Below are 25725 nucleotides of genomic sequence, written 5' to 3' on the forward strand. Positions count from 1 at the left end.
GGATGACGACCGAGCTCACCCGACTGACCGCACAGGATCTCGTCGACGGCTACCGCAAGGGCGAGTTCAGCCCCGTCGACGCCACCCGGGCCGTGCTCGCCCGGATCGAGGAGACGGAGCCCGCGCTGAACGCGTTCGTGCGGGTCGACGCGGAGGGCGCCCTCGCCGAGGCCGGGGCCAGTGCGGAGCGATGGCGGCGCGGGGAGCCGCAGGGCCTGCTCGACGGGGTGCCGGTGACGGTGAAGGACATCCTGCTGCAGCGCGGCGCGCCCACCATGCGCGGCTCCAAGTCGTCCCGCACGCAGGGGCCTTGGCAGGAGGACGCGCCCTCGGTGGCCCGGCTGCGGGAGCACGGCGCCGTCTTCGTCGGCAAGACCACCACGCCCGAGTTCGGCTGGAAGGGCGTCACCGACTCGCCGCTGTCGGGCGTGACCCGCAATCCGTACGACACCGCGCGCACCGCCGGCGGTTCGAGCGGCGGCAGCGCGGCGGCGGTCGCGGTCGGCGCGGGACCGCTGTCGCTGGGCACCGACGGCGGCGGCTCGGTACGCATCCCCGCCGCCTTCTGCGGGATCTTCGGGCTGAAGCCGACGTACGGGCGGGTGCCGCTGTACCCGGCGTCGGCGTTCGGCACGCTGGCGCACGTGGGGCCGATGACGCGGACCGCGGCCGACGCCGCGCTGATGCTCGACGTGATCTCCGGCGCCGACGCCCGGGACTGGTCGGCGCTCGGCCCGGCGCCCGGCAGCTTCCTGGACGGGCTGCGCGACGGGGTCCGGGGACTGCGGGTGGCGTTCTCGCCGACGCTGGGCGGGCAGGTCGCGGTGCGGCCGGGGGTGGCGTCGGCGGTCCGGGAAGCGGTGACGCGGCTCGCCGGGCTCGGCGCGTACGTGGAGGAGGTCGATCCCGACTTCACGGATCCGGTCGAGGCGTTCCACACGCTGTGGTTCAGCGGGGCGGCCCGGGTGACGCAGCAACTGTCGGCGGCGCAGCGGGAGTTGCTGGACCCGGGGTTGCAGGAGATCTGTGCGCGGGGGGCCCGGTACAGCGCGCTCGACTACCTGGCGGCGGTGGACGTCCGGATGGAGCTGGGCCGCCGCATGGGCGCCTTCCACTCCACGTACGACGTGCTGCTCACGCCGTCGCTGCCGATCACCGCGTTCGAGGCGGGGGCGGAGGTGCCGAAGGGGTCGGGCCTGCGGCGCTGGACGGGCTGGACCCCGTTCACGTACCCGTTCAACCTGACCCAGCAGCCGGCCGCCTCGGTGCCGGTCGGGGTGGACCGGGCCGGGCTGCCCGTGGGGTTGCAGGTGGTGGCGGCACGGCACGCGGACGGCCTGGTCCTCCGGGTGGCGCATGCGCTGTACGAGGCCGGCGCCGCGGGCATCAGCGCCCCATGAGGGGCGCGGCGAACTGCGCGGCCGGCCACGACGGCGCCGCACCCGCGACCGCATCGGACGCCCCAACGGCGCGAGGGCCACGGGGCTCCGCCGCTCGATCGCCGCAGGGGCTTGACTGCCCCAACGGCGCGAGGGCACCTCAGGCGCGCCGGAACCCCAGCGTCTCCCCCGCCGCCCCGTTCCGCCACAGGTCCTGGCAGGCCGCCGCCATCTCGTCCAGGCCCTCGACCACCTGACCCCACACGATGCCGGGCACCCACCCCACGTCCCCGTTCAACAGCAGGTTGTTCCGTTCGTAGAACAGCGCGAGGTCGATGACGGGAGTTCCGGCGTCGACGCCGGCGCCCGTTCCGTAGCCGTACGACTGCGACCCCAACTGCGTACCGTTGAAGGAGAAATAGCAGAGGTCACCCGGAATGGGCGTCACCGTCGGATTCTCCAGCGGTGGCTCCTGTTCCGCGAATGCCGGGAACAGGGCGTAGATCTCGTTGCGCGCGTATTTGGCGTGATAGACGTCGGATACGAGCGGCAGTGCGTCCCACACCGCCGCGCAGGTCAGCGGCGCCCGGTCGGCGAGCAGTTTCGCCGTACAGGTAACGCCCCTTTTGGCCAGGGAGACTTCGAGGTACCGGTCCTGATTCGCAGCCATACGTCCCATGGTCGACCTCATCCACCCCTCCCGGTCAAGACCGCCTCGCCCGCATCAGGGGCGCGAATTGATCGGCATAGGTTGAGTCGAGCCGGGTAGCCGCGCGCCCATGGCTCCACCAACTGAGACACGGACGAACGAGATAGCGGAAAAACGACCTCTACGCAGACGATCACTGCTTTTCGGCGCGGGCGCGCTGGGCGCGACGGGCGCTCTCGGCGCGGCCGGCTGCAGCCGCGTACCGGACGGCGACACCCTCGCCCGGCTGCAGGGCCAGGGCACGGTGCGCCTGGGCATCGCGGGCGAGGTGCCGTACGGCTACATCGACGACTCGGGCGAGTTCACGGGCGAGGCGGTGGAGCTGGCCAAGGTCATCTTCAAACGGCTCGGCGTCGGCCACGTCCAGCCCGTCGCCACCGACTTCGCCTCTCTGATCCCCGGCCTGAAGACGCAGCAGTTCGACGTCGTCTCCGCCGGGATGTACATCAACAAGGACCGGTGCCAGCAGGTCATCTTCGCGGACCCCGAGTACCAGATGCTGGACTCCTTCATCGTGGCCAAGGGCAACCCGAAGGACCTGCACGACTACGCGGACTGCGTGAAGGCCAAGGCCAAGATCGGTACCGGCACCGGCTACGCGGAGATCGCGTACGCCGTCGAAGCCGGTTACAAAGAGGCCGACATCGTGATCCTCCAGGACCAGGTGGCCGGTCTGAACGCCGTCGAGTCGGGCCGGATCGACGTCTTCGCGGGCACCGCCCTGACGACCCGCGAAGTCACCAAGAAGAGCCGCAAGGCCGAGTCCACCGAGCCGTTCGCCCCGCTGGTCGGCGGAAAGAAGCACGTCGACGGCGGCGGCTTCACCTTCCGCCCCAACGACACGAAGCTGCGCGACGCCTTCAACGTCGAGATCCACAAGATGAAGAAGAGCGGTGAACTGTTCCGGATTCTCCAGCCGTTCGGTTTCACGAAGGCGGAGATGACGACGCTGACCGCCAAGGAGCTGTGCCGACAATGACCTCAGGACTGTGGGAACACTGGGTACTGCCCGGCATCTGGATCACGATCCAACTCACCATCTACAGCGCCGCGTTGGCGACGGTCGTGGCGTTCGGCGTCGGGATGGCCCGCACGCACCGGCTGTGGATCGTGCGGTTCGTGGCCGGCGTCTACACCGAGATCTTCCGGGGCACGTCCGCCCTGGTCCTGATGTTCTGGATCTTCTTCGTCCTGCCGCAGATAGCCGGCTGGTCGCTCGTCCCGATGTGGGCGGCGGTCCTCGCACTCGGCCTGTCCTACGGTGCGTACGGTGCGGAGATCGTGCGCGGCGCGCTGAACGCGGTGGCGCCGGCCCAGCGCGAGGCGGGGGTCGCGCTGAGCTTCACGCCGTGGCAGCGGATGCGGCTGATCCTGCTGCCGCAGGCCGTGCCGGAGATGATCCCGCCGTTCAGCAACCTCCTGATCGAGCTGCTCAAGGGCACCGCCCTCGTCTCGCTGCTCGGCATCGGTGACGTGTCCTTCGCGGCGTACCTGGTGCGTCTGGCGACGACCGAGAGCGCGGAGATCTACTCGCTCACGCTCGTCATCTACTTCGTGATCGCGTTCCTGCTGACGCGTGGGATGCGTGCGCTGGAGCGCAAGACCAAGGCGGGGATCGGACAGCGTCCCGCGGCCGGGAACGGAATCATGGGCAGCAAGCTCAACATGCGTCAGACGACGGACGTGTCGCAGGTCCCGGCGGGCTCGGGAGGTGGCGGCGCATGATCACCACTGCCGCATCCACCTGGGACTGGTCGGCCGTCGGCGACTTCATGCCGCACTTCTGGGACGGCCTGCTCGTCACGCTCCAGGCGCTGGTCCTCGGCTCGCTGATCTCCTTCAGTCTCGGCCTGGTCTGGGCGCTCGCCTTCCGGGCGCCGACCCGTTTCGTCAGATGGCCGGTCGGGCTCATCACGGAGTTCATCCGCAACACCCCGCTCCTGGTGCAGCTCTTCTTCCTCTACTTCGTGCTGCCGGACTGGGGCATCCAGTTCTCCGCGCTCACCACGGGTGTGGTGGCGATCGGCCTGCACTACTCGACGTACACCGCGCAGGTCTACCGCGCGGGCATCGAGGCGGTCCCGGCCGGTCAGTGGGAGGCCGCCCGCGCGCTCAGCCTGCCGTACCGCAAGACGTGGACCGCGGTGATCCTGCCGCAGGCGATCCGCCGCGTCGTGCCGGCGCTCGGCAACTACGTCGTGGCGATGCTGAAGGACACCCCGCTGCTCGCGGGCATCGGCGTCCTGGAGCTGCTGCAGCGCTCGCGCCTGGAGGCGGCCCAGACGTTCCAGTACACGGAGGCCCTCACGGTCGTCGGTGTCGCCTTCATCGTCATCTCCTACACCGCATCCCTTCTTCTCCGATCCCTGGAGCGCCGCCTTGTCCACTGACACGAACCTCTCCAACGAACAGCCCAATCCCAAGGTGGACGGGAGCGAGCTGATCCGCTTCGACAAGGTCGTGAAGCGGTTCGGCGGCAACACCGTCCTCGACGAGCTGGACTTTTCGGTCGCCTCCGGCAAGCACGTGACGCTGATCGGCCCGTCCGGCTCCGGCAAGACGACGATCCTCCGTCTCCTGATGACCCTGATCAAGCCGGACCAGGGCACGATCAAGGTGAACGGCGACTACCTCACGCACGAGCAGAAGAACGGCAGCCTGGTCCCGGCCGGCGAGAAGCACATCCGTGAGGTCCGCAAGAACATCGGCATGGTGTTCCAGCAGTTCAACCTGTTCCCGAACATGAAGGTGCTCAGGAACATCACCGAGGCGCCGGTCACCGTGCTCGGCCTGTCGAAGGACGAGGCGGAGGAGCGGGCCCGCGAGCTGCTCGACATGGTCGGGCTCGGCGACCGCTGCGACGCGTACCCGACGCAGCTGTCCGGTGGCCAGCAGCAGCGGGTCGCCATCGCGCGGGCGCTGGCGATGCGGCCGCAGGTGCTGCTCCTCGACGAGGTGACGTCGGCGCTCGACCCGGAGCTGGTGGCGGGGGTCCTCGACGTCCTCAGGGACATCGCGCACACCACGGACATCACCATGCTCTGTGTGACCCACGAGATGAATTTCGCTCGGGACATCTCTGACCAGGTACTGATGTTCGATGCGGGCCGGGTCATCGAGTCCGGATCTCCGGACAAGATCTTCAGCGAACCGGAGCACGAGCGCACGCGAGAGTTCCTGAGCGCGGTCCTGTGACCAGCCGCTCACGCAATGGAGCATGACTTTGGCATATGCCAGGGTGGCGCGTTCCAGTTGAGAGCCACGGAACGCGCCACCAATCTCGCCAACAGCCGCCCCGAATCGGTGCGTTGACGGCTATCGTGGACGAAGCCCAGCTGTCCGGAACCGTTCCATGCAGGGGGATCCCGTGGCGCTGAAGCACGAACCGGATGCGTCATCGCATCAGCCGCACCAGTCGGTGCAGCACGCTCTGCGCGTGCTGGAGACCGTCGCCCACCGTGGCGTCGGTGTCACCGACACGGAGCTGGCGCGCGTGTCCGGTCTGCCCGCCGACCAGCTCACCGCTCTCCTGCGCATGCTGCGCCGCGAGGGCTACGTCCAGCAGACCGCCGACGGCGCGTACGTCACGGGCGAGACCCTGACCAGGCTCAGCTCGGCCGACGGCCGCGAGGCCGCCCTCACCGCCAAGCTCCAGATCACGCTCGACGAGCTGCGGGACACGGTGGGCGCGGCGGTCTACATCAGCCGGTACATCGACGGCGAGGTCCGTGTCACCCAGTACGCGGCGGGGCCCGAGGCCCCCGCGGTGAACGAGTGGGTGGACTTCCGCGTCTCGGCGCACGCCAGCGCGGTCGGCAAGAGCCTCCTCGGCCAGCTCGACCTGAACGGCAGGCGGGACCACCTCTCCCGCCACAAGATGGCCCGCCTCACCTCGCGCACCATCACGAACGAGCGGATCCTGCTCTCCAAACTGGCCGCCCAGCCGGCGACGGTCCCGGTCCTGGACCTCCAGGAGTACGCGGTCGGCACGGTCTGCGCGGCGGTCCCCATCACGGCCGGCGCGGCTGTCGGCTGCCTGGCCCTCTCCCTCCCGGTCGAACACGCCCACCGCCTCCACCACGCGGCCGACCGCCTGAACAAGGGCGCGGCCCCGGTCCTCCTCTCCCTGGCCATCTGACCCCACCCACGGTTGGTCAGAAGCACCCCTCCCGGCCAGGTACTATTTACGAGTCAGCAAGCGCCGCTAGCTCAGTTGGTTAGAGCAGCTGACTCTTAATCAGCGGGTCCGGGGTTCGAGTCCCTGGCGGCGCACGTTGTCGGTGGCGGGATGTGTTCGCGGAAAGCGCGAACCGTCCCGCCATCGTTGTTTTTGCGCGGCTGCGCCGCGCGCAGTGGGGGCTCCGCCACCCACACCCCCTCAAGCCGACGCACCCCGGGAAACGCCCCGCCAGGGGCGCGGGGAACTGCGCGACCAGCCCCCACCGGCCGTCAGCCGAAGACCACCCCGCCTCCCGCAAGACAACCCCACCCGCGAACACGCCCCCCAGGGGCGCGGGGAACTGCGCGACCAACCCCCACCAGCCGTCAGCCAAAGAACACCGCACCCTCCCGCAAGCCGACAATTCCCGGGGCACGCCCCACCCAGGGGCGCGGGGAACTGCGCGACCAACCCCCACCCGCGGCCGGCCGAAGAGCACCGCACCCACCACCCCCACCACCCTCACGGAGTGAGCAGCTCCCGCCGCCCCCGCTCCACGAACTCACCCAGCAACCGGTCGAGCCGCGCAGCGTCGAGCCGCTCGTACGCCGCCTCACCCGGCGGCCGCCACCACAGCTCGCCCCCGCTCCAGAACCCCTCCCGCCGCAACTCCCCCCGCCGCACCTTGTTCGTCGCGGTCACCGGCATCCGCTCGACCACCCGCACGAACCGGGGCGCCATCTTGGTCCCCAGATCCCCCTGCGCCAGCAGGAACTCACCGAAGCCCAGCGGGTCGAACCCCACGCCGGACCGCAGCGCCACGGTCGCCATCACCTGGTCCCCGGAGACCGGATCGGGCACCCCGTACACGGCGACGGCGGCCGCCTCCCGCCACCGGGCGAGGATGTTCTCGATCATCGCGGGGGCGAGGTTCTCGCTGTCGACCCGGATCTTGTCGTCGCCGCGCCCGGCGAAGTAGAGGAAGCCGTCGGCGTCCCGGAAGAACAGGTCACCGGTCCAGTACCAGCCGTCCTCGCGCACCCTCTCCGCGTACGCGCCGTCATTGCGCCAGTACCCCTCGAACGGCGACCGCCCCCGGTTCACCAGCTCCCCGATCGCCGCCGCCCCGTTCAGCAGCCGCCCACCGGCGTCGAACACGGCGGCGGGGCACTCGGCCCGCGTCACCGGGTCGAGCACCGCGAGGTCGTCCCCGGCCACCGCCCGCCCGATCGCACCCGGCGGGGTGTCGGCCGTGCGCTGCACCGCGGCCCCGCCCTCCGACGACCCGTACCCCTCCACGAGCCGCACCCCGAACCGCTCCTCGAACCGCGCGGCGTCCACCGCCCCCGCCTCGGTGCCGAACCCGACGCGCAGCGGATTGTCCCGGTCGTCGGCCCGCTCCTCCGTGGCCAGGAGGTACTGCACGGCCCGCCCCACGTACGTGAAGTAGGTCGCCCCGAACTTCCGTACGTCACCCAGGAATCCGGAGGCCGAGAAGCGCCGTCTGAGCGCCACGCCCGCGCCCGCCGCCATGGCCGGCGCCCAGTCGGCGATGACCGCGTTCCCGTGGAAGAGCGGCATGCAGACGTAGTGCACGTCGTCGGCCCGGACGCCGAAGTGGCCGACCAGCGACTGCCCGGCGGCGGCGAGGCGCCCCTGGGTGCAGATGGCGGCCTTGGGGGCGCCGGTCGAGCCGGAGGTGAAGTACAGCAGCATGTGCGCGCCGGGGCCGACCCGCCCGTCGACCTCAGGCTCCGCCCCTTCGTAGTCGGCGAGCAGCTCCGCGTACGCGCCGGTGTCGGTCACGAGCACCCGGACGCCCGGCAGCCGGAGCCCGTCGAGCAGCGGCAGATGGGCCCGCTCGGTGATCAGGACGCGGCATTCGGTGTGGGTGATGTCGCGGGCGAGTTCGGCGCCGCGCCGGGTCGGGTTGATCCCGGCGACGGCCGCCCCGGCGAGCGCGGCGGCCCCCAGCCACTGCGGGAACTCGGGGGTGTTGTCGAGCAGCACCCCGATGTGCGGGGCGGCGCCGCGGGGCAGCAGTTCGCCGAGCAGCACGGCACGGGCGGCCGCCCCCGCGGCGATCTGGTGATGGCTGAGAACCTGATCCTCGAACGCGAGTCCCGGCCGGTGGTCCTGCCACCGCGCCTGGACGAGTTCGGCGAAGGTGCGCGTCATGGATCCCATGGCGGCGCACGATAATTGACGTACCGTCAGATGTGGAGGGGGCGGGTCGGCGGATCAGAAGGCGTCCGTGGGCAGATCGGTCACGAAGTACACGCAGCAGCCCACCACGAGGCCCAGGAATCCGATCAGGAGCACCGTTCCCGTCAGGTTCGCCACCGGTCGCGGCTCCCTGGCCGTGGCGTGCTCGGGGCGGCGGTCCGTGTAGTGCACGACCACGACGTCCCCGGCGACGGTCGTGGCGGGGCCGCCCTCCTCGTCGAAGCGGACGGTGCCGCCCTCGCGGGTGGTGAACTCGTAGACGTGGTGGTGCACCGTGCGCGGATGGTCGCCGCCGCGCGCCTTCGTGTACGCGCGCAGACAGCGCGCCTCCGCCGTGAGCCCGCCGCGCCAGGCCGCACGCAGGTGCAGCGTGCGGCGCAGCACCGCGCAGCCGACGGCCAGCGCGACGCAGGCGATGAACGCCGGCGCCCCGTAGAAGATGACGTCCATGGGACTCCCCCGTGCTCGAACCCTGCGCACCGCCCCGCGGTCGAGACGGGGTGGTGCGCAGGGAAGTTACCCGCATCCGGGCCGGAAGAGCCTCAAGGCGACCTCAGAGATCCCGGACCTCAGAACGTGACGTCCGAGCAGGCGTAGAACGCGTTCGCGGTGTCCGCGATCGTCCACACCGCGAGGATCACGTGGTGCCCCGACTTGCCGGACGGCAGCGCACCGGAGTGCGACAGGGTCGCCGGGGGCTGGCCGCTGAAGGGCACCGTGAGGAAGGGGGTGGTGTTCAGGGCCGACCGGGTCAGCGGCTTGCTGTCGTCCCAGCCGTCCTTGGTGACGTAGTAGCGGAAGTCCGTGGTGGAGTGCCGCGCGGTGAACTGCCAGCGGAACGTGTAGTTCTGACCGCCCGTCACCTTCGTGGTGGGCCAGGCGGTGCCGTTCGGCTGCTTGGCGGCGTTCAGCGCGCCGAACTCGCCGTGGCCCGCCGAGCAGATCTGCCCGTCGGCGGGGCCCGCGGCCGGGAAGCCCTTGGGCCCCTCGACGCTCTGCGGCTCCCACTGGATGTTGCCGCAGCCACTGACCGTGCCGTTGGCACAGAGTTTCTGCCGGCTGATGGGCAGGTCGGTGTAGCCGTGGCCGCTGGCGCCACCGGCCGAGAGCGCGAAGGCCCCGGCGGTGGTCAGACCCAGCAGGCCCGCGTAGATCCTCTTTCGCATGCTGCCGCTCCTGGGGGTGTGGGGAGTTCCGGTAGCCGTGCGCACAGCGATAGTTCAGGTCTAGACCAACTCCCAATGTATTGCCGGAAGTTGAACATGTCCATACCAATAGCGGAGCCGCACCGCACGACCCACCGGACCCACCGGACCCACCGGGCCCGCCGGACCCGTCCGTCCCGAGGAGCGTCACTCACCTCGCCCGGTGTAGAACGCCACCGTCAGATCCTTCACGAGCGCCTTGCGCTCGTAGTCGTCCAGCTCGACCAGACCCCGTGTGGTCAGCCGGGTCACCGTGTCCTCCACCGAGTCCACGACCGACGTCAGGACCGAGTCCCGGTGCTGCGCGTCGAGCGCGGCGATCCGGCGGCGCTGCATCGCGGCGGCCACCTCGGGCGCGTACTCGATCCGGGTCGGCTGCGCCGAGAACACCTCGATGCCGACCGGCTCGGCGTCCGCCGCCAGGCGCCGGGTGAGCAGCCCGCCGACGGCCTCGGCGTTGCGCAGCGTCGGCGCGTCCTCGTGGAAGGCGTCCGCGGGCAGCTGGGACAGCACCCGCGCCATGTCCGCCTCCACGCACGCGCGCAGGTACTCCTCGTGGTCCTCCACCCCGAGCGTCGCCTTCGCGGTGTCCTTGATCCGCCACACCACGAGAACGACGACGCGCAGCGCGACCCCGTTCGCGTCGACCGCGGGCATCGGCTCGCTGCGCCAGTGCCGCAGGCGTACGTCGACCCGGCGGCGCAGGAACAGCGGGTTCACCCACATCAGTCCGGCCCTGCGCACGCTCCCCCGGTACCGCCCGAAGAGCGTGAGCACCCAGGCCCGCCCGGTCCGCCCGCGCGCGAGCCCGCCGAAGCCGAGGAGCGCGAGCGCGCCGGAGCCCGCGACCGCCGCCCACTGCACGGGCCCGAGCCCCGCCCCCTCGTACCCGGGCAGCCCGGCGATCTCCGTCATGATCCTCGGCAGCGCCCCGGCCCAGCCGAGCGACACCGCGGTTCCGGCCGCGCCCACCGCCCCGCCGAACACCCCGGCCGCGCCCGGCAGCACCCGCCCCGGCCGCTCGACGATCTCCGGGTCGACGGAGGGCACCGGGCGGACGGGCGCGCGCTGCGGCATCCGGCGCGCCGCGGGCCGGCCGGTGCTCCCGGTACCGGTGCCGGTGCCGGTGCCGGTGCCGACGACCACGGGGCTCATCGGCACGGGGACCGGGTCCGGGTCGTCGCGGAACAGGAGGTGGACAGGGATCTCGGTGGTGGCCTCGTTGTGGATGAGCCGAGCGCCCCGCGCCCCACTCTCGGTTTCGGTCATCGAACCCTCCGCGTTGCGATCACTGCACTCGTGCGAGGAAGCCGTGCTCATGAGAAGAGCCGTCGCCAGGTCTCGGGCCCCGGATAGCCGTCGGCCGCGGCGCCCCGCCAGCCCTGCGCCCGCTGGAACGCCTCGACGGCCCGCCGGTCGGCCTCGCCCCAGCGCGGCCCCGGGCCCTGGCTGTAGTACCTGCCAAAACCTTTCTTCACGAGCTGCTTGCCGAGCTGCGTGACGGCGGCGTTGTTCGCGCCGGGCCGGAACGAGCCGGTCCCCGGGAAGGCCGGGACCTTCGACCCGGTGCTCCCGCCGCTCCCGGCACTCCCGCCCGGGATGTCCTTCCCCTTCCCGCTGACCAGGTACGACCAGGTCGTGGGCCCGGGAATGCCGTCCGCGTCCGCCCCGGTCCAGCCCTGCGCCCGCTGGAACGCCTGGGTCGCCCTGCGGTCGGCGTCGCCCCAGCGCGGCCCCGGCCCCTGGGTGTAGAACCGCTTCCCGCCCCGCTCCACGAGCAGCCGCCCGAGCTGGGTGACGTACGCGTTGTCGGCGCCCGGCCCGAAGGAGGCCGCCCCCGGGAACTTGGTCGTCGAGGCCCCCGACCCGGAGGTGCCGCCCGCCTTCACGCCCTTGTAGCGGTAGGCGAGGTAGCGGCTGGAGTTGCTCCAGTACGCGTAGGGCGTCGCCTGCTTCCGCGTGCCGGGCCGGGTCTGCTCGTACGCGATGTAGTAGGTGCGCGTGTAGTCCGTCCACCCGCCGAAGATCGTGACGTGCGACCCCTTCTCCGGGTCGGCCGGGTTGTGGAAGAGCAGGATGTCGCCGGGCTGCAGCTGCGCCTTGGTGATCCGGGTGCCGTAGGTGGCGAGCGAACCGGTCCACTCGTTGCCCGGCAGGTCCCACGCCATGGAGACGAAGCCCGAGCAGTCCTGCCGGTACCCGTCCGTCCAGTACTTGTCCATGTTGTACGGGACCTTCGCCGCGACCCAGGTCTTGGCGCGGTTGATGATCGCGGCCCGCGTCGTGGTGCGCAGCGCGCTCTGCTGCGCGAGGTCGACGGAGCCGGCGGCCTGGCCCGGCGCGCCGTGCAGCGGGCTGGTCCCACCCTGCGGGGTCGTCGGCCCGCCGGCCGGGGGCGGGGTCGGGTCGCCGGGTCTGGCCTCGTGGTGTTCGGTCGCGGTGGCCGGGGCGGCGGTCTGCAGGCCGCCGATGACGGTGCCGGCCGCTGCCGCGATCACCAGGGCGTGCCGGGCGCCGGCCTTCGTCCGCACCGGATGCGGAACGGCTCCGCGCCACTGGACGCATCCCGCGCACCCGCAGTCGTCCGCCGGCTCGATCTCCTCGAATACCGGACTCTCCATGCGATCCCCTCACACTCCCGTGCCGCCCACTGCTCTATTCCGCCTCGTGCTCGCACGCAGGAAGCGTCTCAACTGTCTGAACAAATCGCATGTTGACGGTCCGAATGATGGAAATCCCTACAAATCACCCCCTTCCCCGGCGCGTCGAGTGGTCAGGAGCACCCCTGGAGGTCGGGTAAAGTTACGCAGGTCAGCAGGCGCCGCTAGCTCAGTTGGTTAGAGCAGCTGACTCTTAATCAGCGGGTCCGGGGTTCGAGTCCCTGGCGGCGCACCGACAACGAGAGGCTCCCACTCCGGTGGGGGCCTTTCGCATGGGCCGCACGCAGTGCGCCCTCCAGGGGCGCGGGGAACTGCGCGACCAGCCCCCACCGGGCCGGCAGCCGAACGGCAGGACACCCCCACCGGCGGTCAGTCGAACAAACACTCCCGGCCGGATACGGTGAGCGCATGGCGCAGCGGGACCTTCAGGAGTGGATCAAGAGGCTGATCGTGGAGCGGCGGCTGCCGCCGGGCGCCTCCCTGCCCACGGAACCCGAGTTGATGGAGCTGCTGGGCGTCAGCCGCAACTCCGTACGCGAAGCGCTCAAGGCGCTGCAGGCGATGGGCATCGTCGAGATCCGGCACGGCTTCGGCACCTACGTGGGCCCGATGTCGATGGCCCCGATGGTCGAGGGCCTGACCTTCCGCACGGTCGCCGCCCACTACCGCGGAGAGGACAGCCTCCGCCAGCTCCTCGAACTGCGCGAGGCCGTGGAGACCGGCCTCGTGGCCCGGCTCGCGGGCCGCGTGCCCGAGGAGGACCTGGCCGAACTCGACGCCCTCGTGGGGCGGATGGAGAAGGAGGCCGACTCCCCCGACGGATCCGTCGCGGCGGCCACCGACCGGGCATTTCACGCCACGCTCTACCGGGGCCTGGGCAATCCCCTGCTCGGCGAGGTGCTGGAAGCGTTCTGGGAGGCGTTCCACCGGGTGCGCACGGACCTCGCGGACGTCCCGCAGGACCCACACGTGACATGCCGTCAGCACCGGGACATCCTCGACGCCGTACGGTCCGGCGATGCGATCAGGGCAGAACAGGCCATAAGGGATCACTTCACCAACATTCGGCGCCGATTGACAGCAACCCCACAGCAAGACCGGTAAACACCGTGTTTCGCTGCGTATCGCCCTTGCGATCATGAGCCGGGGCGCAGCACCCTATCCTGGAGCCATTGGCTCCAATGAGGCTTACGGTGCAAGGCAGTTGGGGCCTGCATGTGGCGGGAACACGGCACGGTCCGGTTGCGCACGGCGCGGGGATGGGGGCCCCGTTCATGAAGCGATGTCGAGGGGGGCATCATGCAACCGGAAGGTTGTCGTTCCAGTCTTAGAGAGGGTGGGACGGTGGCCTGCCACTGATACGTCAGGGAAAGGTCGAGGGGGACCGGACCCTGACGAGGACCGACGACCACGCGGTGACTCGCGTGCGGGGGGATGACTCATCATGACGTCGACGCCGACGGGCGCCCGCGAGGGCTTCGACCCGTCCCAGACGACCCAGCTGCGGGTGCCACCGCACCGCACCGGCGGCTTCCGGCGCATCAAGAAGACGCTGCCGCGGTACGACTACGAGCACTACAGCCGACTCGCAGGACCCCTCACCCAGCCCGATCCGAACAAGCCGTACGAGGTGCAGTACCGCTCCCTGCTCTCGCAGGAGCCGCACCGGATACGGGCCGCGCTGATGCTGGGCGCCGCGCCGCTGCTCTCGCTCGTCCTGCTGTTCTGGCTGCTCCAGCCCGAGCACTGGACCGAACGCGACTACGTGGAGTACGACTTCCTGCCCACGCTCGACATCGTGATGCTGGTGTCGATCGGTCTGATCGAGTTCTTCCGCTGCATGAACGTGCTGTCGAACGCGCACGCCACGCTGGTCGCCCGCGACCCGATCCCGGTGGTGCCCGAGACCGGCACGAGAGTCGCCTTCCTCACCTCGTTCGTGCCCGGCAAGGAGCCGATCGAGATGGTCACCAAGACCCTGGAGGCGGCGGTCAAGCTGCGCCACCGGGGGCTGCTGCACATCTGGCTCCTCGACGAGGGCGACGACCCCGAGGTCAAGGCGGTCTGCGAGCGGCTCGGCGTGCACCACTTCTCCCGCAAGGGCGTCGCGAAGTGGAACCAGCCGAAGGGCCCGCACCGCGCCAAGACCAAGCACGGCAACTACAACGCCTGGCTGGACGCGCACGGCGACGACTACGACTACTTCGCCTCGGTCGACACCGACCACGTGCCGCTGCCGAACTACCTGGAGCGGATGCTCGGCTTCTTCCGCGACCCGAACGTGGGCTTCGTGATCGGCCCGCAGGTCTACGGCAACTACGACAACTTCGTCACCAAGGCCGCCGAGTCGCAGCAGTTCCTCTTCCACGCGCTGATCCAGCGCGCGGGCAACCGCTACGGCGCGCCGATGTTCGTCGGCACGTCGAACGCCGTGCGCATCAAGGCCCTCAAGCAGATCGGCGGTCTGTACGACTCGATCACCGAGGACATGGCGACCGGCTTCGAGATCCACCGCCACAAGAACCCGGCCACGGGCAGGAAGTGGCGCTCCGTGTACACGCCGGACGTGCTGGCCGTCGGTGAGGGCCCGAGCGCCTGGACGGACTTCTTCACGCAGCAGATGCGCTGGTCCCGCGGCACGTACGAGACGATCCTCAAGCAGTACTGGAAGGGCTGGTTCTCGCTTCCGCCGAGCAAGCTCTTCAACTACACGATGATGATCATCTTCTACCCGATGTCGGCCCTCAACTGGATCCTGGCGGCGCTGAGTTGTGCCCTGTTCCTGGGTCTGGGCGCCTCGGGCGTGAACATCGACCCGACGATCTGGCTGATGCTGTACGGCAACGCGTCGGCGCTGCAGATCGGCCTCTACATCTGGAACCGCCGGCACAACGTCTCGCCGCACGAGCCCGAGGGTTCCGGCGGTGTGGCCGGCATGGTGATGTCCGCGCTGTCGGCGCCGCTGTACGCGAAGGCACTGGTCGACGCGGTGCTGCGCCGCAAGAGCAAGTTCGTGGTGACCCCCAAGGGCGACTCGGCGAGCCCCGACCGCTGGTTCGGGACCTTCCGCTACCACTGGTACTTCATCCTCATCTTCGCCGGGTCGATCGGCGCCGGATTCGTCTACGGGCACTCGCACCCCGCGATGATCACCTGGGCCTGCTTCGCCCTGCTGATCACCGCGCTGCCGATGTTCGCGTGGCGCTACATGCTCCGGCAGGAGAAGAAGAAGCCCAAGCCGCCGGCCGCCGAGCCGGGTGAACCGTCGCAGCCCCAGCCGCACCAGCAGGCGGCGCCGTCGCACAGCGTGCCGCAGCAGAAGCCCAGTTGGGCCGCGGGCCGCAGCGACGGGGGCAACGACCAGACCATGCAGATCTCCCTGGGGGGACGTAACAAGTGAAAGACGGTGCGAGCCGCCGCCGTGCCCGGCGCATAGCCATCGGCACGGTGGTGGTACTGGCGCTGGCCGGGATGAACGGACCCTGGCTGTATCGCTTCGGGTCGGCCAAGTACCACGAGTACAAGATCAACAGACCGGAGTACAAGGCCGACAACGGCAAGTGGGACGTCGTCGAGTTCCCCAAGGACATGCGCCTCAACACGATCCACGCGGCGCTGCTCCACACCGGCAAGATCCTGCTGGTGGCCGGTTCGGGCAACAACCAGAAGAACTTCGACGCGAAGAAGTTCGACACCCGGCTCTACGACCCGGTGAAGAAGACCATCAAGAAGATCCCGACGCCCAGTGACCTGTTCTGCACGGGCCACACGCAGCTGGCGAACGGGAACCTGCTGATCGCGGGCGGCACCAAGAAGTACGAGAAGCTCAAGGGCGACGTCACCAAGGCCGGCGGCCTGATGATCGTCCACAACGAGGACCCGGACGCGCCCAAGACGATCAAGGCCGGCACGAGGTTCACCGGCAAGGAGAACGGCAAGACGTTCGTCTCCGACATCAACATCACGGTCGACCGCGCGAAGAAGGTCTTCGACCCGAACACCGGCAAGTTCCTGCGCAACGAGCCGGGCATCGGCCGGGTCTACGTCGAGGCGCAGAAGTCCGGCGTGAAGTACGAGACGGGCACCCAGGACAACTACCGGGTGCAGGGCCTGACCGGTGCCGACGCGCGCAACGTGTACGGCATCGCGCAGAAGCTGGCGCTCGACAAGAAGGACTTCCAGGGGATCAAGGACTCCTACGAGTTCGACCCGGTCGCCGAGCGGTACATCAAGGTCGACCCGATGAACGAGGCGCGCTGGTACCCGACGCTGACCACGCTCTCGGACGGCAAGGTCCTCTCGGTCTCCGGCCTCGACGAGATCGGGCAGCTGGTGCCCGGCAAGAACGAGGTGTACGACCCGAAGACGAAGAAGTGGACGTACCTGAAGGACATCCGCCAGTTCCCGACGTACCCGGCGCTGTTCCAGATGGCGAACGGCAAGATCTTCTACTCGGGCGCGAACGCGGGCTACGGCCCGGACAACGTCGGCCGCAAGCCCGGCATCTGGGACCTGACGACGAACAAGTTCCAGAAGATCCCGGGTCTTTCGGACGCGAACATGATGGAGACGGCCAACACGGTCGAGCTGCCGCCCGCGCAGGACCAGAAGTACATGGTGATCGGCGGCGGCGGTGTCGGTGAGTCGAAGCTGTCCAGCAAGAAGACCCGGATCGTCGATCTGAAGGACGCGGCGCCGAAGTTCACGGACGGCCCGCAGCTGGAGAAGGGCACGCGCTACCCGCAGGCCTCGGTGCTGCCCGACGACTCCGTGCTGGTCTCGGGCGGTTCGGAGGACTACCGCGGGCGCGGCGACTCGAACATCCACCAGGCGCGGCTCTACGACGCGAGGACGAACTCGTTCAAGCGGGTCGCCGACCCGCTGGTGGGCCGGAACTACCACTCGGGTTCGCTGCTGCTGCCCGACGGCCGGGTGCTGTTCTTCGGCTCCGACTCGCTCTACTCGGACAAGGCGAACACCAAGCCCGGCGAGTTCGAGCAGCGCATCGAGATCTACACGCCGCCGTACCTGTACCGGGACTCGCGCCCGACCCTGGACGGCGGCGAGAAGACGATCCGGCGGGGCGCGTCGGCGACGTACAAGACGGAGCACGCGTCGTCGATCAAGACGGCACGGCTGATCAGGCCCAGCGCGTCCACGCACGTCACGGACGTCGACCAGACGTCGATCGCGCTCGACCTGAAGAAGTCGGCGGACTCGGTCACGGTGACCGTCCCGAAGAACCGGTCGCTGGTCGAGTCGGGCTGGTACATGCTGTTCGTGACGGACGATCAGGGCACGCCCAGCAAGGCGCAGTGGGTGCACGTGCCGTAACGCCCGCGGAACGCCGTGGAACGCCGGAGGGCGCGGGGAGTCGATCCGACTCCCCGCGCCCTCCGGCGTTCGCTCCGGGTCAGTTGCTGGCCTGCGCCAGCTTCAGCGCGTACTCGCCCCACCAGTCGCCGGCCTTGGGCCCGCCCTTGCAGGTGCCGTCCGACTCACCGGGCCGCTTCACCCACAGGTACGCCTTCACCTGCGGGTCGCCCGTCTTGGTGGTGGGCGCCTCGCCGAGGGCCCGGCCGGGCGGGTTGCACCAGCGCTCGTCGGCCTTGCCGCCGGTGTACGGCCCGTTCCCGTTCCGGCTGGTGTCCACGACGAACGGCTTGTTGCCCACCTTCGCCGAGAGTTCCTTGCCGTACTTCACGGACTCCTCGGTGGTGTAGAAGTTCGACACGTTCACCGAGAAGCCGTCGGCCTGGTCGATGCCGGACCACTGCAGCGGCTGGAAGATCTGGTCGGGCTTGCCCCAGCCCGCGTTGCCCGCGTCCAGGTAGACCGTCGTGTTCTTCAGGGACTTGAACGTGGCGATGGCGCCCTTGAGCAGGTCGTAGCGCTCCTCGTGGAACTGCTCGGGCGTGCAGTTGTCCACCATGTGCTGCACCGCGTCCGGCTCCAGGATCACCGTGGCGGGGCGGTCCCCGATGCCCGCGGCGACCTGGTCGATGAACGTCCGGTACGCGTTGCCGTCGGCGGCGCCGCCCTGCGAGTAGTTCCCGCAGTCGCGGTGCGGGATGTTGTAGACGACGAGCAGGGCGTCGCGGTTCGCCTTCTTGGCGGCCTCGGTGTAGCCGCGGGCCTGGTCCTCCGCGTTCTCCGGGATGATCCACTCGCCGCTGGGCTGCTCGGCGATCTTGCGGACCGTCTTCGCCTCGTCGCCCTTGCCGTCCTGCTCCAGGTCCGCGACGGCCTTGGCCGCCTTGCTCTCGGGATTGACCCAGAACGGGTCGGCGCTCCTGGGCTGCTGCTCGACGGGAGACGCCGAGGAGTTGTCCTTGCCGTCGCCTCCGGAGGAACACGCGGACACGAGCAGCGCCGCCCCCACGACGACCGCTCCAGTCCTCAGTTTCCGGTACATCCACTCCCCCTTGGGTGCACTGTCTGGTCCTCAATCGTGACATACGTCCCGGCCGGGTCACGAGGCCGGACGGCCCTTGTCAAAGAGCTGTTACAGCCTTCGGATGGAGGGTAGGCGCCGACCAGGAGAGCGCTGCCCAGTGGGACGGAAGGGGCCGTGGACGATGCCACACCACACTCATGAGCTGCGGTTGGCCACAGTCCTGGTCGAGTCCGCGGACACCCTCCTCGACGACTTCGACCCGGCGCGCTATCTGAGCCGGCTGGCCGACCACTGCGTGGAGTTCCTCGGCGCGCGGGGTGCCGGCGTGACGCTCCTGGAGTCGGACGGGCGGCCGGTCCCCGCCGCGCACAGTTCGGAACGCCCGGAGCTCGTGAAGGAGTTGCTGGAAGCGGGCCGCACCTCCGGGCCGACGCACGACAGCCTGAAGACGGGGAAGCCGGTGCCGCCGGTCGACCTGGCCTCCGAGGCGGCGGCGATGCGCTGGCCGGTCTTCACCGCGGTCGCCCTCCGCCACGACATCACCACCACCTACGCGGTACCCCTGCGCCAGCGCGAGATCCTCCTCGGTGCCATCAGTGTCTTCACACCTCAACCCACCACCTGCACAGGAGGATTGGCGATCGCACAGACCCTGGCCGACGCGGCGGCCGTGGGGCTGCTCAACCATCGCGCTTACGCCCAGTACAGGACGTTGGCGGGACAACTGCGATCGGCACTTGCCAGCCGTGTGCGGATCGAACAGGCAAAGGGCATGCTCGCCGAGCGCTGGCGGGCCACGCCGGACTCCGCGTTCACGACGTTGCGCCAGTACGCGCGCAGCAAACGACTGCCCCTCGACCAGGTCGCGCGAGCGGTGGTCCATCGCGCCCTGCCGGAGGACGAGTTACATCCAGGCAAGTCCGGACCTGCCTGAAAACAGGCTCCGACCTGCGACGACCACGCTGTGCCACCATCCTCGTACTTGGCGTCAAACGCCCTCTAGGCTGCGGCGCCCATCCGTTCTAGAGTCTGTGTCAGGCCCAAGACCTCGGCCTTCTCGACCGGACGGACCCCTAGAACCTCCCGCGTCGGCGCCGGGTTACTCCCGCAGCCCGTTGCGCCCGCGGTCGAGGACCAGCCCGGTCGGCGGCTCCGGGGGGAGCGGGCCGCCGGCCGGGCCAGGTGCCTTCCGGGCCCGGGTCAGCTCGCCTTCTTCGGCGCCTCGCTGATGCCCGACAGATATGCGGAGACGACGACGTTCGCCGTGTAGGTCCTGGACGCCTTGTCGAAGGTGCCGCCGCAGGTGATCAGCCGGAGTTCGGCGCGGTCCGAGTGGTGCGGCCCGTACGCCTCGTGCGGGTCGAACGCCTCCCGGGAGAAGACCTGGACGTCGTCGACGGTGAACTCGGCGACCGATCCGTCGTCGCGCACCACCCGCACGCTGTCGCCCGGCTTGGCCTCGCTGAGGTGGTAGAAGACGGCGGGCCGGGTCTCGGTGTCCACGTGGCCGACGAACAGGGACGTGCCCTTCTCCCCCGGCTGTGCGCCCTGGCCGTACCAGCCGACGACGCCGGCCTGGTCGTAGGGCGGCGGGTCGATGGCGCCGCCGCCGTCCAGGCCGCGGGCGACGACGGGGGCCTGGATACTGAGCGCGGAGACGTCGATGCGCTGGGGTTTCGCGGCCTTCACGGGCTTGTGGGCGGCGGGCAGCTCGACGCCGAGGGGGCGGCCGACGGCGGCCGCGTCCCCGGTCGTCGGCGAGGAGAGGTTCACGTCGGTGACGCCGCGGCCCCACAGCCACAGGCCGAGCAGCAGCACCGCCCAGGCGACGCCGGTGATCAGTCGCCCGGCGCCGTGCGGTCGGTCGCCGTTCGCCATGTCGGCCTACTGGGGTGAGGACCGGCGGCGCCGGACGCTGCGGAAGGCGACGGCCACGGCGGCGATCGCGGCGAGGACCAGGCCGATGACGGCGTGCCGGGTGCCGGGGCCCTCGCTGGGCGCGGCGGCGGGGCGGGTGTGCGCGGCGGCCAGCTCGGCGGCGGCGCCGCCCCCTCCGGCGTGCACCGGCGCGGTCGGCGTCGGGGTGGGTGTCGCACGGTTGTCGAGGACCCGGACGGTGCCCTTGACCTTGCCGTCGATGCCGTCGCAGGTCACCTTGATCTCGTAGTTGCCCGGGGCGACGGACGACTTGACGCGGGCCTCCGCGAAGAGCGTGGGCTGGTCCGCGGAGGGCGCGAGCACGCCGGGCGAGACGAAGGCGTCGGAGTAGGCCCGGCCGGTCGTGCCCTTGCAGCCGCTGACGCGCAGGTCGACCTCGGTGCCCGGTGGCACGGCGTACGGGGAGACGGTGACGGATCCGCCGCTGTCGGCGGCCTGGGCCGCGGTGACCGGCAGGGTCATCAGGACGGCGGCCGCCCCTGCGGCACGGAGAGCAAGCGGACCAGCACGCATCGTGAACCTCCTAGTACTGGCAGGTTCACGCGCGCGGCGGCATTCCGCATCTTGAGCGGCCCGGCCGCAGGTCAGCCGGGTGGGGCCGGACCGGTGCCGGACCGGCATCAGACCGGTGTCAGACCAGATCGACGAGGTCGGCGATGGAGTCGACGACGTGCGAGGGCGTGAACGGGTACTTCTTGATGTCGGCGTCGCTGGTCAGCCCGGTGCGCACGAGGAACGTCTGCATGCCCGCCTCCAGGCCCGCCAGCACGTCGGTGTCCATCCGGTCGCCGATCATGGCGCTGGACTCGGAGTGCGCCCCGATGGCGTTCAGGCCGGTGCGCATCATCAGCGGGTTCGGCTTGCCCGCGAAGTACGGCTGCTTGCCGGTGGCCTTGGTGATCAGCGCGGCGACGGCGCCGGTGGCGGGCAGCGGGCCCTCGGTGGAGGGGCCGGTCTCGTCGGGGTTGGTGCAGATGAACCGGGCGCCGCCGTTGATGAGCCGGACGGCCTTGGTCATGGCCTCGAAGGAGTAGGTGCGGGTCTCGCCGAGGACGACGTAGTCGGGGTCGTGGTCGGTGAGCACGTAGCCGATGTCGTGCAGGGCCGTGGTCAGTCCGGCCTCGCCGATGACGTAGGCGGTGCCGCCGGGGCGCTGGGCGTCCAGGAACTTGGCGGTGGCCAGGGCCGACGTCCAGATGTTGCCGACGGGAACCTCCAGGCCCATCCGGGTGAGGCGGGCCTGGAGGTCACGGGCGGTGTAGATCGAGTTGTTCGTCAGCACCAGGAACGGCTTGCCGGACTCGCGGAGCTTCTTGATGAACGCGTCGGCGCCGGGGATCGGCACGCCTTCGTGGATGAGCACGCCGTCCATGTCGGTGAGCCACGAATCGATGGGCTTGCGCTCTGCCATGGGGTGCTCTCCTGCGGTCCGCGGTGTCACTACTGAGCTGTACGGGGCGCCGGGACAACGCTGTGCCGACGCCCCACACCTTAGTCAGGACCGGCTGATCTTGACCCCGTCGATCGTCCAGAACCAGTTGTTGCCGCCGGTGTACCGGAAACGCACCTTCGCCCTGGTCACTCCGCTGGGCACGGACAGGGTCACGGTCTCGGTGCGGGAGGGCACGTCGGCCGTGTACGTCTTCACGGTGACCGGGGTGCCGCCGTCGTAGGAGACGAGGACCTCGCCCTTCTGCGGGGACTCCTGGCGGTAGAAGGTCGTGTACGTGAGGGTGGCCGGGCTGCCGCCGGTGACCGGGAAGTCGGGGCTGACGAGGGTCGAGTCGAAGGTCCCTGACACGGTCTTGTCGGACCATTCGTCGCCGTCGGCGACCGCGAACACGTTCCGGGCGCGGACGTTGGACTCGCGCTGCTGGTCGGGGGCCGCCCTGGTCCAGAACTCGTCGGTCGTGAACGACCAGCCGCGCCACTCGGTGACGCCGCCGGTGCCCATCGCCGTGTTGTCGACGGACCAGCCGCTGGGCGGGGTGTGGGTGAAGCCGATGACGCCCGCGCCGACGCCGGTCTCGTCGACCGGGCCGGTGAGCTGGGCGCGCAGGGTGTCGAAGTCGTCGGGCGTCGGCTGCTGGATCGGGCGGCCGTCGAGGCCCCACGCCGGGTCGATGGCGACGCCGAGGTGGGCGAGGGCGGAGGCGGCGACGTCCGGCATCCGCACGTCGTACCGGGTGGAGCCGGCCGCGGCGGTGCCGCCCACGGCGATCAGGAACGTCTGCCGCTCGGGCCAGCTGGAGCCGCCGTGGCCGCCGGCGTCGGTGTGCCCGTGGTCGGCGGTGATCAGGATCAGCCAGTCCTCGGTGCCGTACGTGGCGCGGGACGTGAGGGCGTCGACCAGCTGCCCGACCTGGCCGTCGACGCCGTGGATGGCGTCCAGGTACTGCCGGCTGGCGGCACCGTAGGAGTGGCCGGCGTGGTCGACGTTGTCGAGCTGGACGAAGACGGCGTCGGGATCGGCGCTCCTGAGCCGGTCGACGGCGCGGCTGGTGGTGCCGGTGTCGTACTCGGCGCTCGGGGTGGAGACGCGGGTGTCGACCTTCGAGGAGAAGACGGTGTCCGTGATGGGGGCCCAGGAGGAGACGGCGTACGTCGACAGGTTCGGCTTCGCGGTCTCGACGCGGGTGAGGAAGTCCGGGTACTGGGCGAACTTGTGGCCGGTGAAGTTGTTGTCCTTCACGTTGTGCTTGTCCGGCCACACGCCCGTGATCAGCGTCGACCAGCCGGGGCCCGACATGGTGGGCGCCATCGGGTTGGCGTAGATCGGGCTGGGCGCGGTGAGGCCGGCCGCCATCAGGGCCTTGAGGCGGGGCGCGTCGGCGTCCTTGATTCTGCTGAGGAGGGTGCCGTCGAGGCCGATGACCAGGACCTTGGGGGTCCTGGCGGCGGCGGACGCGGTGGTGGGGACGGCGAGGGCGAGTGCGGCGGTGGCGGAGCCTATGAGGAGCGAGCGGCGGGAGACGCCGGACGTGCTGCGCGACATGCGGTCCTCCGGAGGTGTGGGGGCACGGAACGGTCCAACACCCCGATTCCATCGGAGTGTTGGACCAGACCCGTTATCTTTTGGTGACGCGCCGACGAATGGCCATGGACATTCGTCACCGCCCGATGGACTCAGCTGTCGTCAGCTGCCGGTGGCCGACTTCCAGTCCTCCACGTACGTCTGGAGGTTCTTGTCGATGTCGTTCCAGTCCGGCTCGGTGATCTCGACGCCGTCCATGATCTTGGCGAGCGAGATGGCGTTCGCGTCGGTGGCCTTGACGTCGCCGCGGGCCGCGAAGCCGCCGCCGATCGAGCTGACCTCCTGCTGCTGCTCGGTGGCGAGCATGAAGTCGAGGAGCTTCTTGCCGTTGGCGGTGTGCGGGGCGTTCCGCACCAGCCCGGCCGCGTACGGGAGGGCGAAGGAGGTGGGCTTGCCGCCGGCCTTCTTCGGGAACCAGATGCCGAGGTTCGGCATGTCCTTGGACTGGGCGAAGCTCATCTGCACGTCGCCGTTGGCGACGAGGAGTTCGCCCTTGTCGACCTTGGGGCCGAGCTTGCCGGTGGAGGCGGACGGGCCGACGTTGTTGGCCTGGAGCTTCTTCAGGTAGTCCATGGCGGGCTGCTTGCCGCCGAAGTCGTGCATGGCCTTGACGACCACGGCCGTGCCGTCGCCGGCCACGCCGGGGGTGGAGTACTGGAGCTTGTTCTTGTACTTCCCGTCGAGCAGTTCTTCCCAGGTCTGCGGAGCCGTCTTCAGTTCCTTCTTGTTGTAGATGAAGCCGAAGTAGTTGTTCACGACGGAGGTCCAGGTGCCGTCGGCCGCCTTGTCGGCGCCGTCGACCTGGTCGGCGCCCTCGGGCGCGTACTTCGCCAGCAGGCCCTTGCCGTCGGCCTGCTGGATGAACGGGGGCAGGGTGACGATGACGTCGGCCTGCGTGTTGGACTTCTCGCGGACGGCGCGCTGCACCATCTCGCCGGAACCGCCCTCCACGTACTTGACCTTGATGCCGGTCTTCGCGGTGAAGTCCTTGAAGACCTTGTCGTACCAGCCGTCGCCGTTCTCGCCCTTGAGGCCGTCGGCGCTGTAGACGGTGACGACCTTCTCGTCGGAGGCGGCGGAGCTGCCGCCGCAGGCGGTCAGGGACGCGGCGAGGGCGAGGCTGCCGACGGTGGCGGCGATCGGAGTGAGCGTGCTTCTGCGCATGGCGAGGTGAACTCCTAGCGGGATCAGGGCCGTTGAGCGGTAGATGCGGAGGCTTATCGGTACGAGGCCTTGGTGCGGACCCGCGACACGGCGAGCAGCACCAGCAGCGTGGCGGCCATCAGGACCACGGCGATCGCGGATCCGGTGAACAGCGAACCGCGGTCGGTGATCGCGTAGATCTGCACCGGCAGCGGCATCCAGTCCGGCGGGTAGAGCATCATCGTGGCGCTCAACTCGCCCATGGAGAGCGCGAAGCAGAGCCCGGCGGCCGCGTTCAACGACGGCAGCAGCAGCGGCAGCTTCACCTTCCACAGGACGTACGAGGGCCGGGCGCCGAGCGACGCCGCGGCCTGTTCGTACGCCGGGTCGAGACGCACGATGGCGGCCGAAACCGACTGGTAGGCGAACGCGGCGACAAGAATCGTGTGCGCGATGATGACGATCCAGCGGGTGCCGTTGAGCAGCATCGGCGGCTTGCTGAACGCGACGAGCACGGCGAGTCCGACGACCACGGACGGCACGGCGACGGGCAGGACGAACAGCGCGTCCATCAGGCGCCGCCCGGTCTTCTTCAGGGACGCGGCCGCCAGCGCGGCCCAGCCGCCCACGACCAGCGCGAGCACGCTCGCGGTGACGGCCGTGACGAGGCTGGTGGTGAGGGCGGAGAGCGAGTCGCCGCTGGTGGCCGCGGTGTAGTGGGCCGCGGTGAACCCGGAGGGCAGGGCCCCGGACCAGTTCGTGGCGAACGACGCGGCGAGGATGACGAGGAGGGGCAGGGCGAACAGGGGCAGGAAGAGGACGAAGAAGACGACCCAGGTGGCCCACTTGCCCGTCTTGCTATGCACCAGCACGAG

Annotated in this window: 23 protein-coding genes and 2 tRNA genes; 12 read left to right on the forward strand and 13 right to left on the reverse strand. The window is 70.0% G+C overall.

What is annotated here, in order from left to right:
* Positions 1-2 precede the first annotated feature (2 nt).
* Positions 3-1400, forward strand: coding sequence for an amidase (locus RBJ77_RS52630; protein WP_372351464.1), 1398 nt, complete (start codon positions 3-5; stop codon positions 1398-1400).
* A gap of 139 nt (positions 1401-1539) precedes the next feature.
* Here the strand turns inward: RBJ77_RS52630 and RBJ77_RS52635 are convergent, their stop codons facing one another.
* Positions 1540-2049, reverse strand: a complete 510-nt coding sequence (locus RBJ77_RS52635) for a DUF3830 family protein (RefSeq protein ID WP_372351465.1) — start codon at positions 2047-2049, stop codon at positions 1540-1542.
* Between the two features lie 109 nt (positions 2050-2158).
* Here RBJ77_RS52635 and ehuB point away from each other — a divergent pair, with 109 nt between their 5' ends.
* The 6 genes from ehuB (at position 2159) to RBJ77_RS52665 (ending at position 6360) form a co-directional block, all read left to right on the forward strand.
* Complete coding sequence (gene ehuB / locus RBJ77_RS52640; RefSeq protein ID WP_372351466.1) at positions 2159-3067, forward strand: ectoine/hydroxyectoine ABC transporter substrate-binding protein EhuB; 909 nt, start codon at positions 2159-2161, stop codon at positions 3065-3067.
* A complete protein-coding gene (gene ehuC, locus RBJ77_RS52645; protein WP_372351467.1) occupies positions 3064-3813 on the forward strand; it encodes an ectoine/hydroxyectoine ABC transporter permease subunit EhuC in 750 nt (249 codons plus the stop codon). Before ehuB ends, ehuC begins: the two co-directional genes overlap by 4 nt.
* On the forward strand, positions 3810-4478 hold the full coding sequence (ehuD, locus tag RBJ77_RS52650; RefSeq protein WP_372351468.1) for an ectoine/hydroxyectoine ABC transporter permease subunit EhuD: 669 nt from the start codon (positions 3810-3812) through the stop codon (positions 4476-4478). Before ehuC ends, ehuD begins: the two co-directional genes overlap by 4 nt.
* Positions 4468-5283, forward strand: coding sequence for an ectoine/hydroxyectoine ABC transporter ATP-binding protein EhuA (gene ehuA, locus RBJ77_RS52655; protein WP_372351469.1), 816 nt, complete (start codon positions 4468-4470; stop codon positions 5281-5283). The genes ehuD and ehuA overlap by 11 nt, the downstream gene beginning before the upstream one ends.
* Before the next feature lie 172 nt (positions 5284-5455).
* Complete coding sequence (locus RBJ77_RS52660; RefSeq protein WP_255980855.1) at positions 5456-6226, forward strand: IclR family transcriptional regulator C-terminal domain-containing protein; 771 nt, start codon at positions 5456-5458, stop codon at positions 6224-6226.
* A gap of 60 nt (positions 6227-6286) precedes the next feature.
* Positions 6287-6360, forward strand: a tRNA-Lys gene (locus RBJ77_RS52665).
* Positions 6361-6769: 409 nt separating this feature from the next.
* Here the strand turns inward: RBJ77_RS52665 and RBJ77_RS52670 are convergent.
* The 5 genes from RBJ77_RS52670 to RBJ77_RS52690 all read right to left on the reverse strand — a co-directional run bounded on the left by RBJ77_RS52670 (position 6770) and on the right by RBJ77_RS52690 (position 12299).
* Positions 6770-8434, reverse strand: a complete 1665-nt coding sequence (locus RBJ77_RS52670) for an AMP-binding protein (protein WP_372351470.1) — start codon at positions 8432-8434, stop codon at positions 6770-6772.
* 54 nt (positions 8435-8488) lie between these two features.
* The gene (locus tag RBJ77_RS52675; protein WP_372351471.1) at positions 8489-8923 is read right to left on the reverse strand and encodes a DUF3592 domain-containing protein; all 435 of its coding nucleotides are present in this window, start codon (positions 8921-8923) and stop codon (positions 8489-8491) included.
* Between the two features lie 119 nt (positions 8924-9042).
* Positions 9043-9639 (reverse strand): lytic polysaccharide monooxygenase, encoded by a 597-nt coding sequence (locus RBJ77_RS52680; protein ID WP_255978032.1) that lies wholly within the window; start codon positions 9637-9639, stop codon positions 9043-9045.
* 186 nt (positions 9640-9825) lie between these two features.
* The gene (locus tag RBJ77_RS52685) at positions 9826-10998 is read right to left on the reverse strand and encodes an SPFH domain-containing protein (RefSeq protein ID WP_372351472.1); all 1173 of its coding nucleotides are present in this window, start codon (positions 10996-10998) and stop codon (positions 9826-9828) included.
* Positions 10995-12299: a peptidoglycan-binding protein gene (locus RBJ77_RS52690; protein ID WP_372351473.1), complete on the reverse strand. Its 1305-nt coding sequence runs from the start codon at positions 12297-12299 to the stop codon at positions 10995-10997. The genes RBJ77_RS52685 and RBJ77_RS52690 overlap by 4 nt, the downstream gene beginning before the upstream one ends.
* Positions 12300-12496: 197 nt before the next feature.
* Between RBJ77_RS52690 and RBJ77_RS52695 the strand changes: the two genes are divergently transcribed.
* From RBJ77_RS52695 to RBJ77_RS52710, 4 genes are all read left to right on the forward strand, one after another.
* Positions 12497-12570, forward strand: a tRNA-Lys gene (locus RBJ77_RS52695).
* Positions 12571-12746: 176 nt separating this feature from the next.
* Positions 12747-13442 carry a FadR/GntR family transcriptional regulator gene (locus RBJ77_RS52700; protein WP_372351474.1) on the forward strand — a complete coding sequence of 232 codons (696 nt, stop codon included), beginning with the start codon at positions 12747-12749 and terminating at the stop codon, positions 13440-13442.
* A 340-nt stretch (positions 13443-13782) separates the two neighbouring features.
* On the forward strand, positions 13783-15738 hold the full coding sequence (locus RBJ77_RS52705; protein WP_372351475.1) for a glycosyltransferase family 2 protein: 1956 nt from the start codon (positions 13783-13785) through the stop codon (positions 15736-15738).
* On the forward strand, positions 15735-17672 hold the full coding sequence (locus tag RBJ77_RS52710) for a galactose oxidase-like domain-containing protein (RefSeq protein WP_372351476.1): 1938 nt from the start codon (positions 15735-15737) through the stop codon (positions 17670-17672). The genes RBJ77_RS52705 and RBJ77_RS52710 overlap by 4 nt, the downstream gene beginning before the upstream one ends.
* Before the next feature lie 79 nt (positions 17673-17751).
* Here RBJ77_RS52710 and RBJ77_RS52715 read toward each other — a convergent pair whose 3' ends face one another.
* On the reverse strand, positions 17752-18753 hold the full coding sequence (locus tag RBJ77_RS52715) for a glycoside hydrolase family 6 protein (RefSeq protein WP_372351477.1): 1002 nt from the start codon (positions 18751-18753) through the stop codon (positions 17752-17754).
* A 190-nt stretch (positions 18754-18943) separates the two neighbouring features.
* On the opposite strand from RBJ77_RS52715, the gene RBJ77_RS52720 reads away from it, so the two are divergent.
* Complete coding sequence (locus tag RBJ77_RS52720) at positions 18944-19669, forward strand: ANTAR domain-containing protein (protein WP_372351478.1); 726 nt, start codon at positions 18944-18946, stop codon at positions 19667-19669.
* Between the two features lie 266 nt (positions 19670-19935).
* Here the strand turns inward: RBJ77_RS52720 and RBJ77_RS52725 are convergent, their stop codons facing one another.
* From RBJ77_RS52725 to RBJ77_RS52750, 6 genes are all read right to left on the reverse strand, one after another.
* On the reverse strand, positions 19936-20613 hold the full coding sequence (locus RBJ77_RS52725) for a class F sortase (protein ID WP_372351479.1): 678 nt from the start codon (positions 20611-20613) through the stop codon (positions 19936-19938).
* 6 nt (positions 20614-20619) lie between these two features.
* Positions 20620-21186 carry a hypothetical protein gene (locus RBJ77_RS52730; protein WP_255978013.1) on the reverse strand — a complete coding sequence of 189 codons (567 nt, stop codon included), beginning with the start codon at positions 21184-21186 and terminating at the stop codon, positions 20620-20622.
* 118 nt (positions 21187-21304) lie between these two features.
* Entirely contained in the window at positions 21305-22084 is a 780-nt protein-coding gene (locus tag RBJ77_RS52735; protein WP_255978011.1) for an HAD-IIA family hydrolase, read from the reverse strand.
* Between the two features lie 84 nt (positions 22085-22168).
* Positions 22169-23668, reverse strand: coding sequence for an alkaline phosphatase family protein (locus tag RBJ77_RS52740; protein ID WP_372351480.1), 1500 nt, complete (start codon positions 23666-23668; stop codon positions 22169-22171).
* 141 nt (positions 23669-23809) lie between these two features.
* Positions 23810-24871: a 2-aminoethylphosphonate ABC transporter substrate-binding protein gene (locus RBJ77_RS52745; RefSeq protein ID WP_372351481.1), complete on the reverse strand. Its 1062-nt coding sequence runs from the start codon at positions 24869-24871 to the stop codon at positions 23810-23812.
* Positions 24872-24924: 53 nt separating this feature from the next.
* Positions 24925-25722: an ABC transporter permease gene (locus RBJ77_RS52750; RefSeq protein WP_372351482.1), complete on the reverse strand. Its 798-nt coding sequence runs from the start codon at positions 25720-25722 to the stop codon at positions 24925-24927.
* Positions 25723-25725 lie beyond the last annotated feature (3 nt).

It is taken from the genome of Streptomyces sp. KL116D (assembly GCF_030766975.1).
Lineage (GTDB): Bacteria > Actinomycetota > Actinomycetes > Streptomycetales > Streptomycetaceae > Streptomyces > Streptomyces longispororuber_A.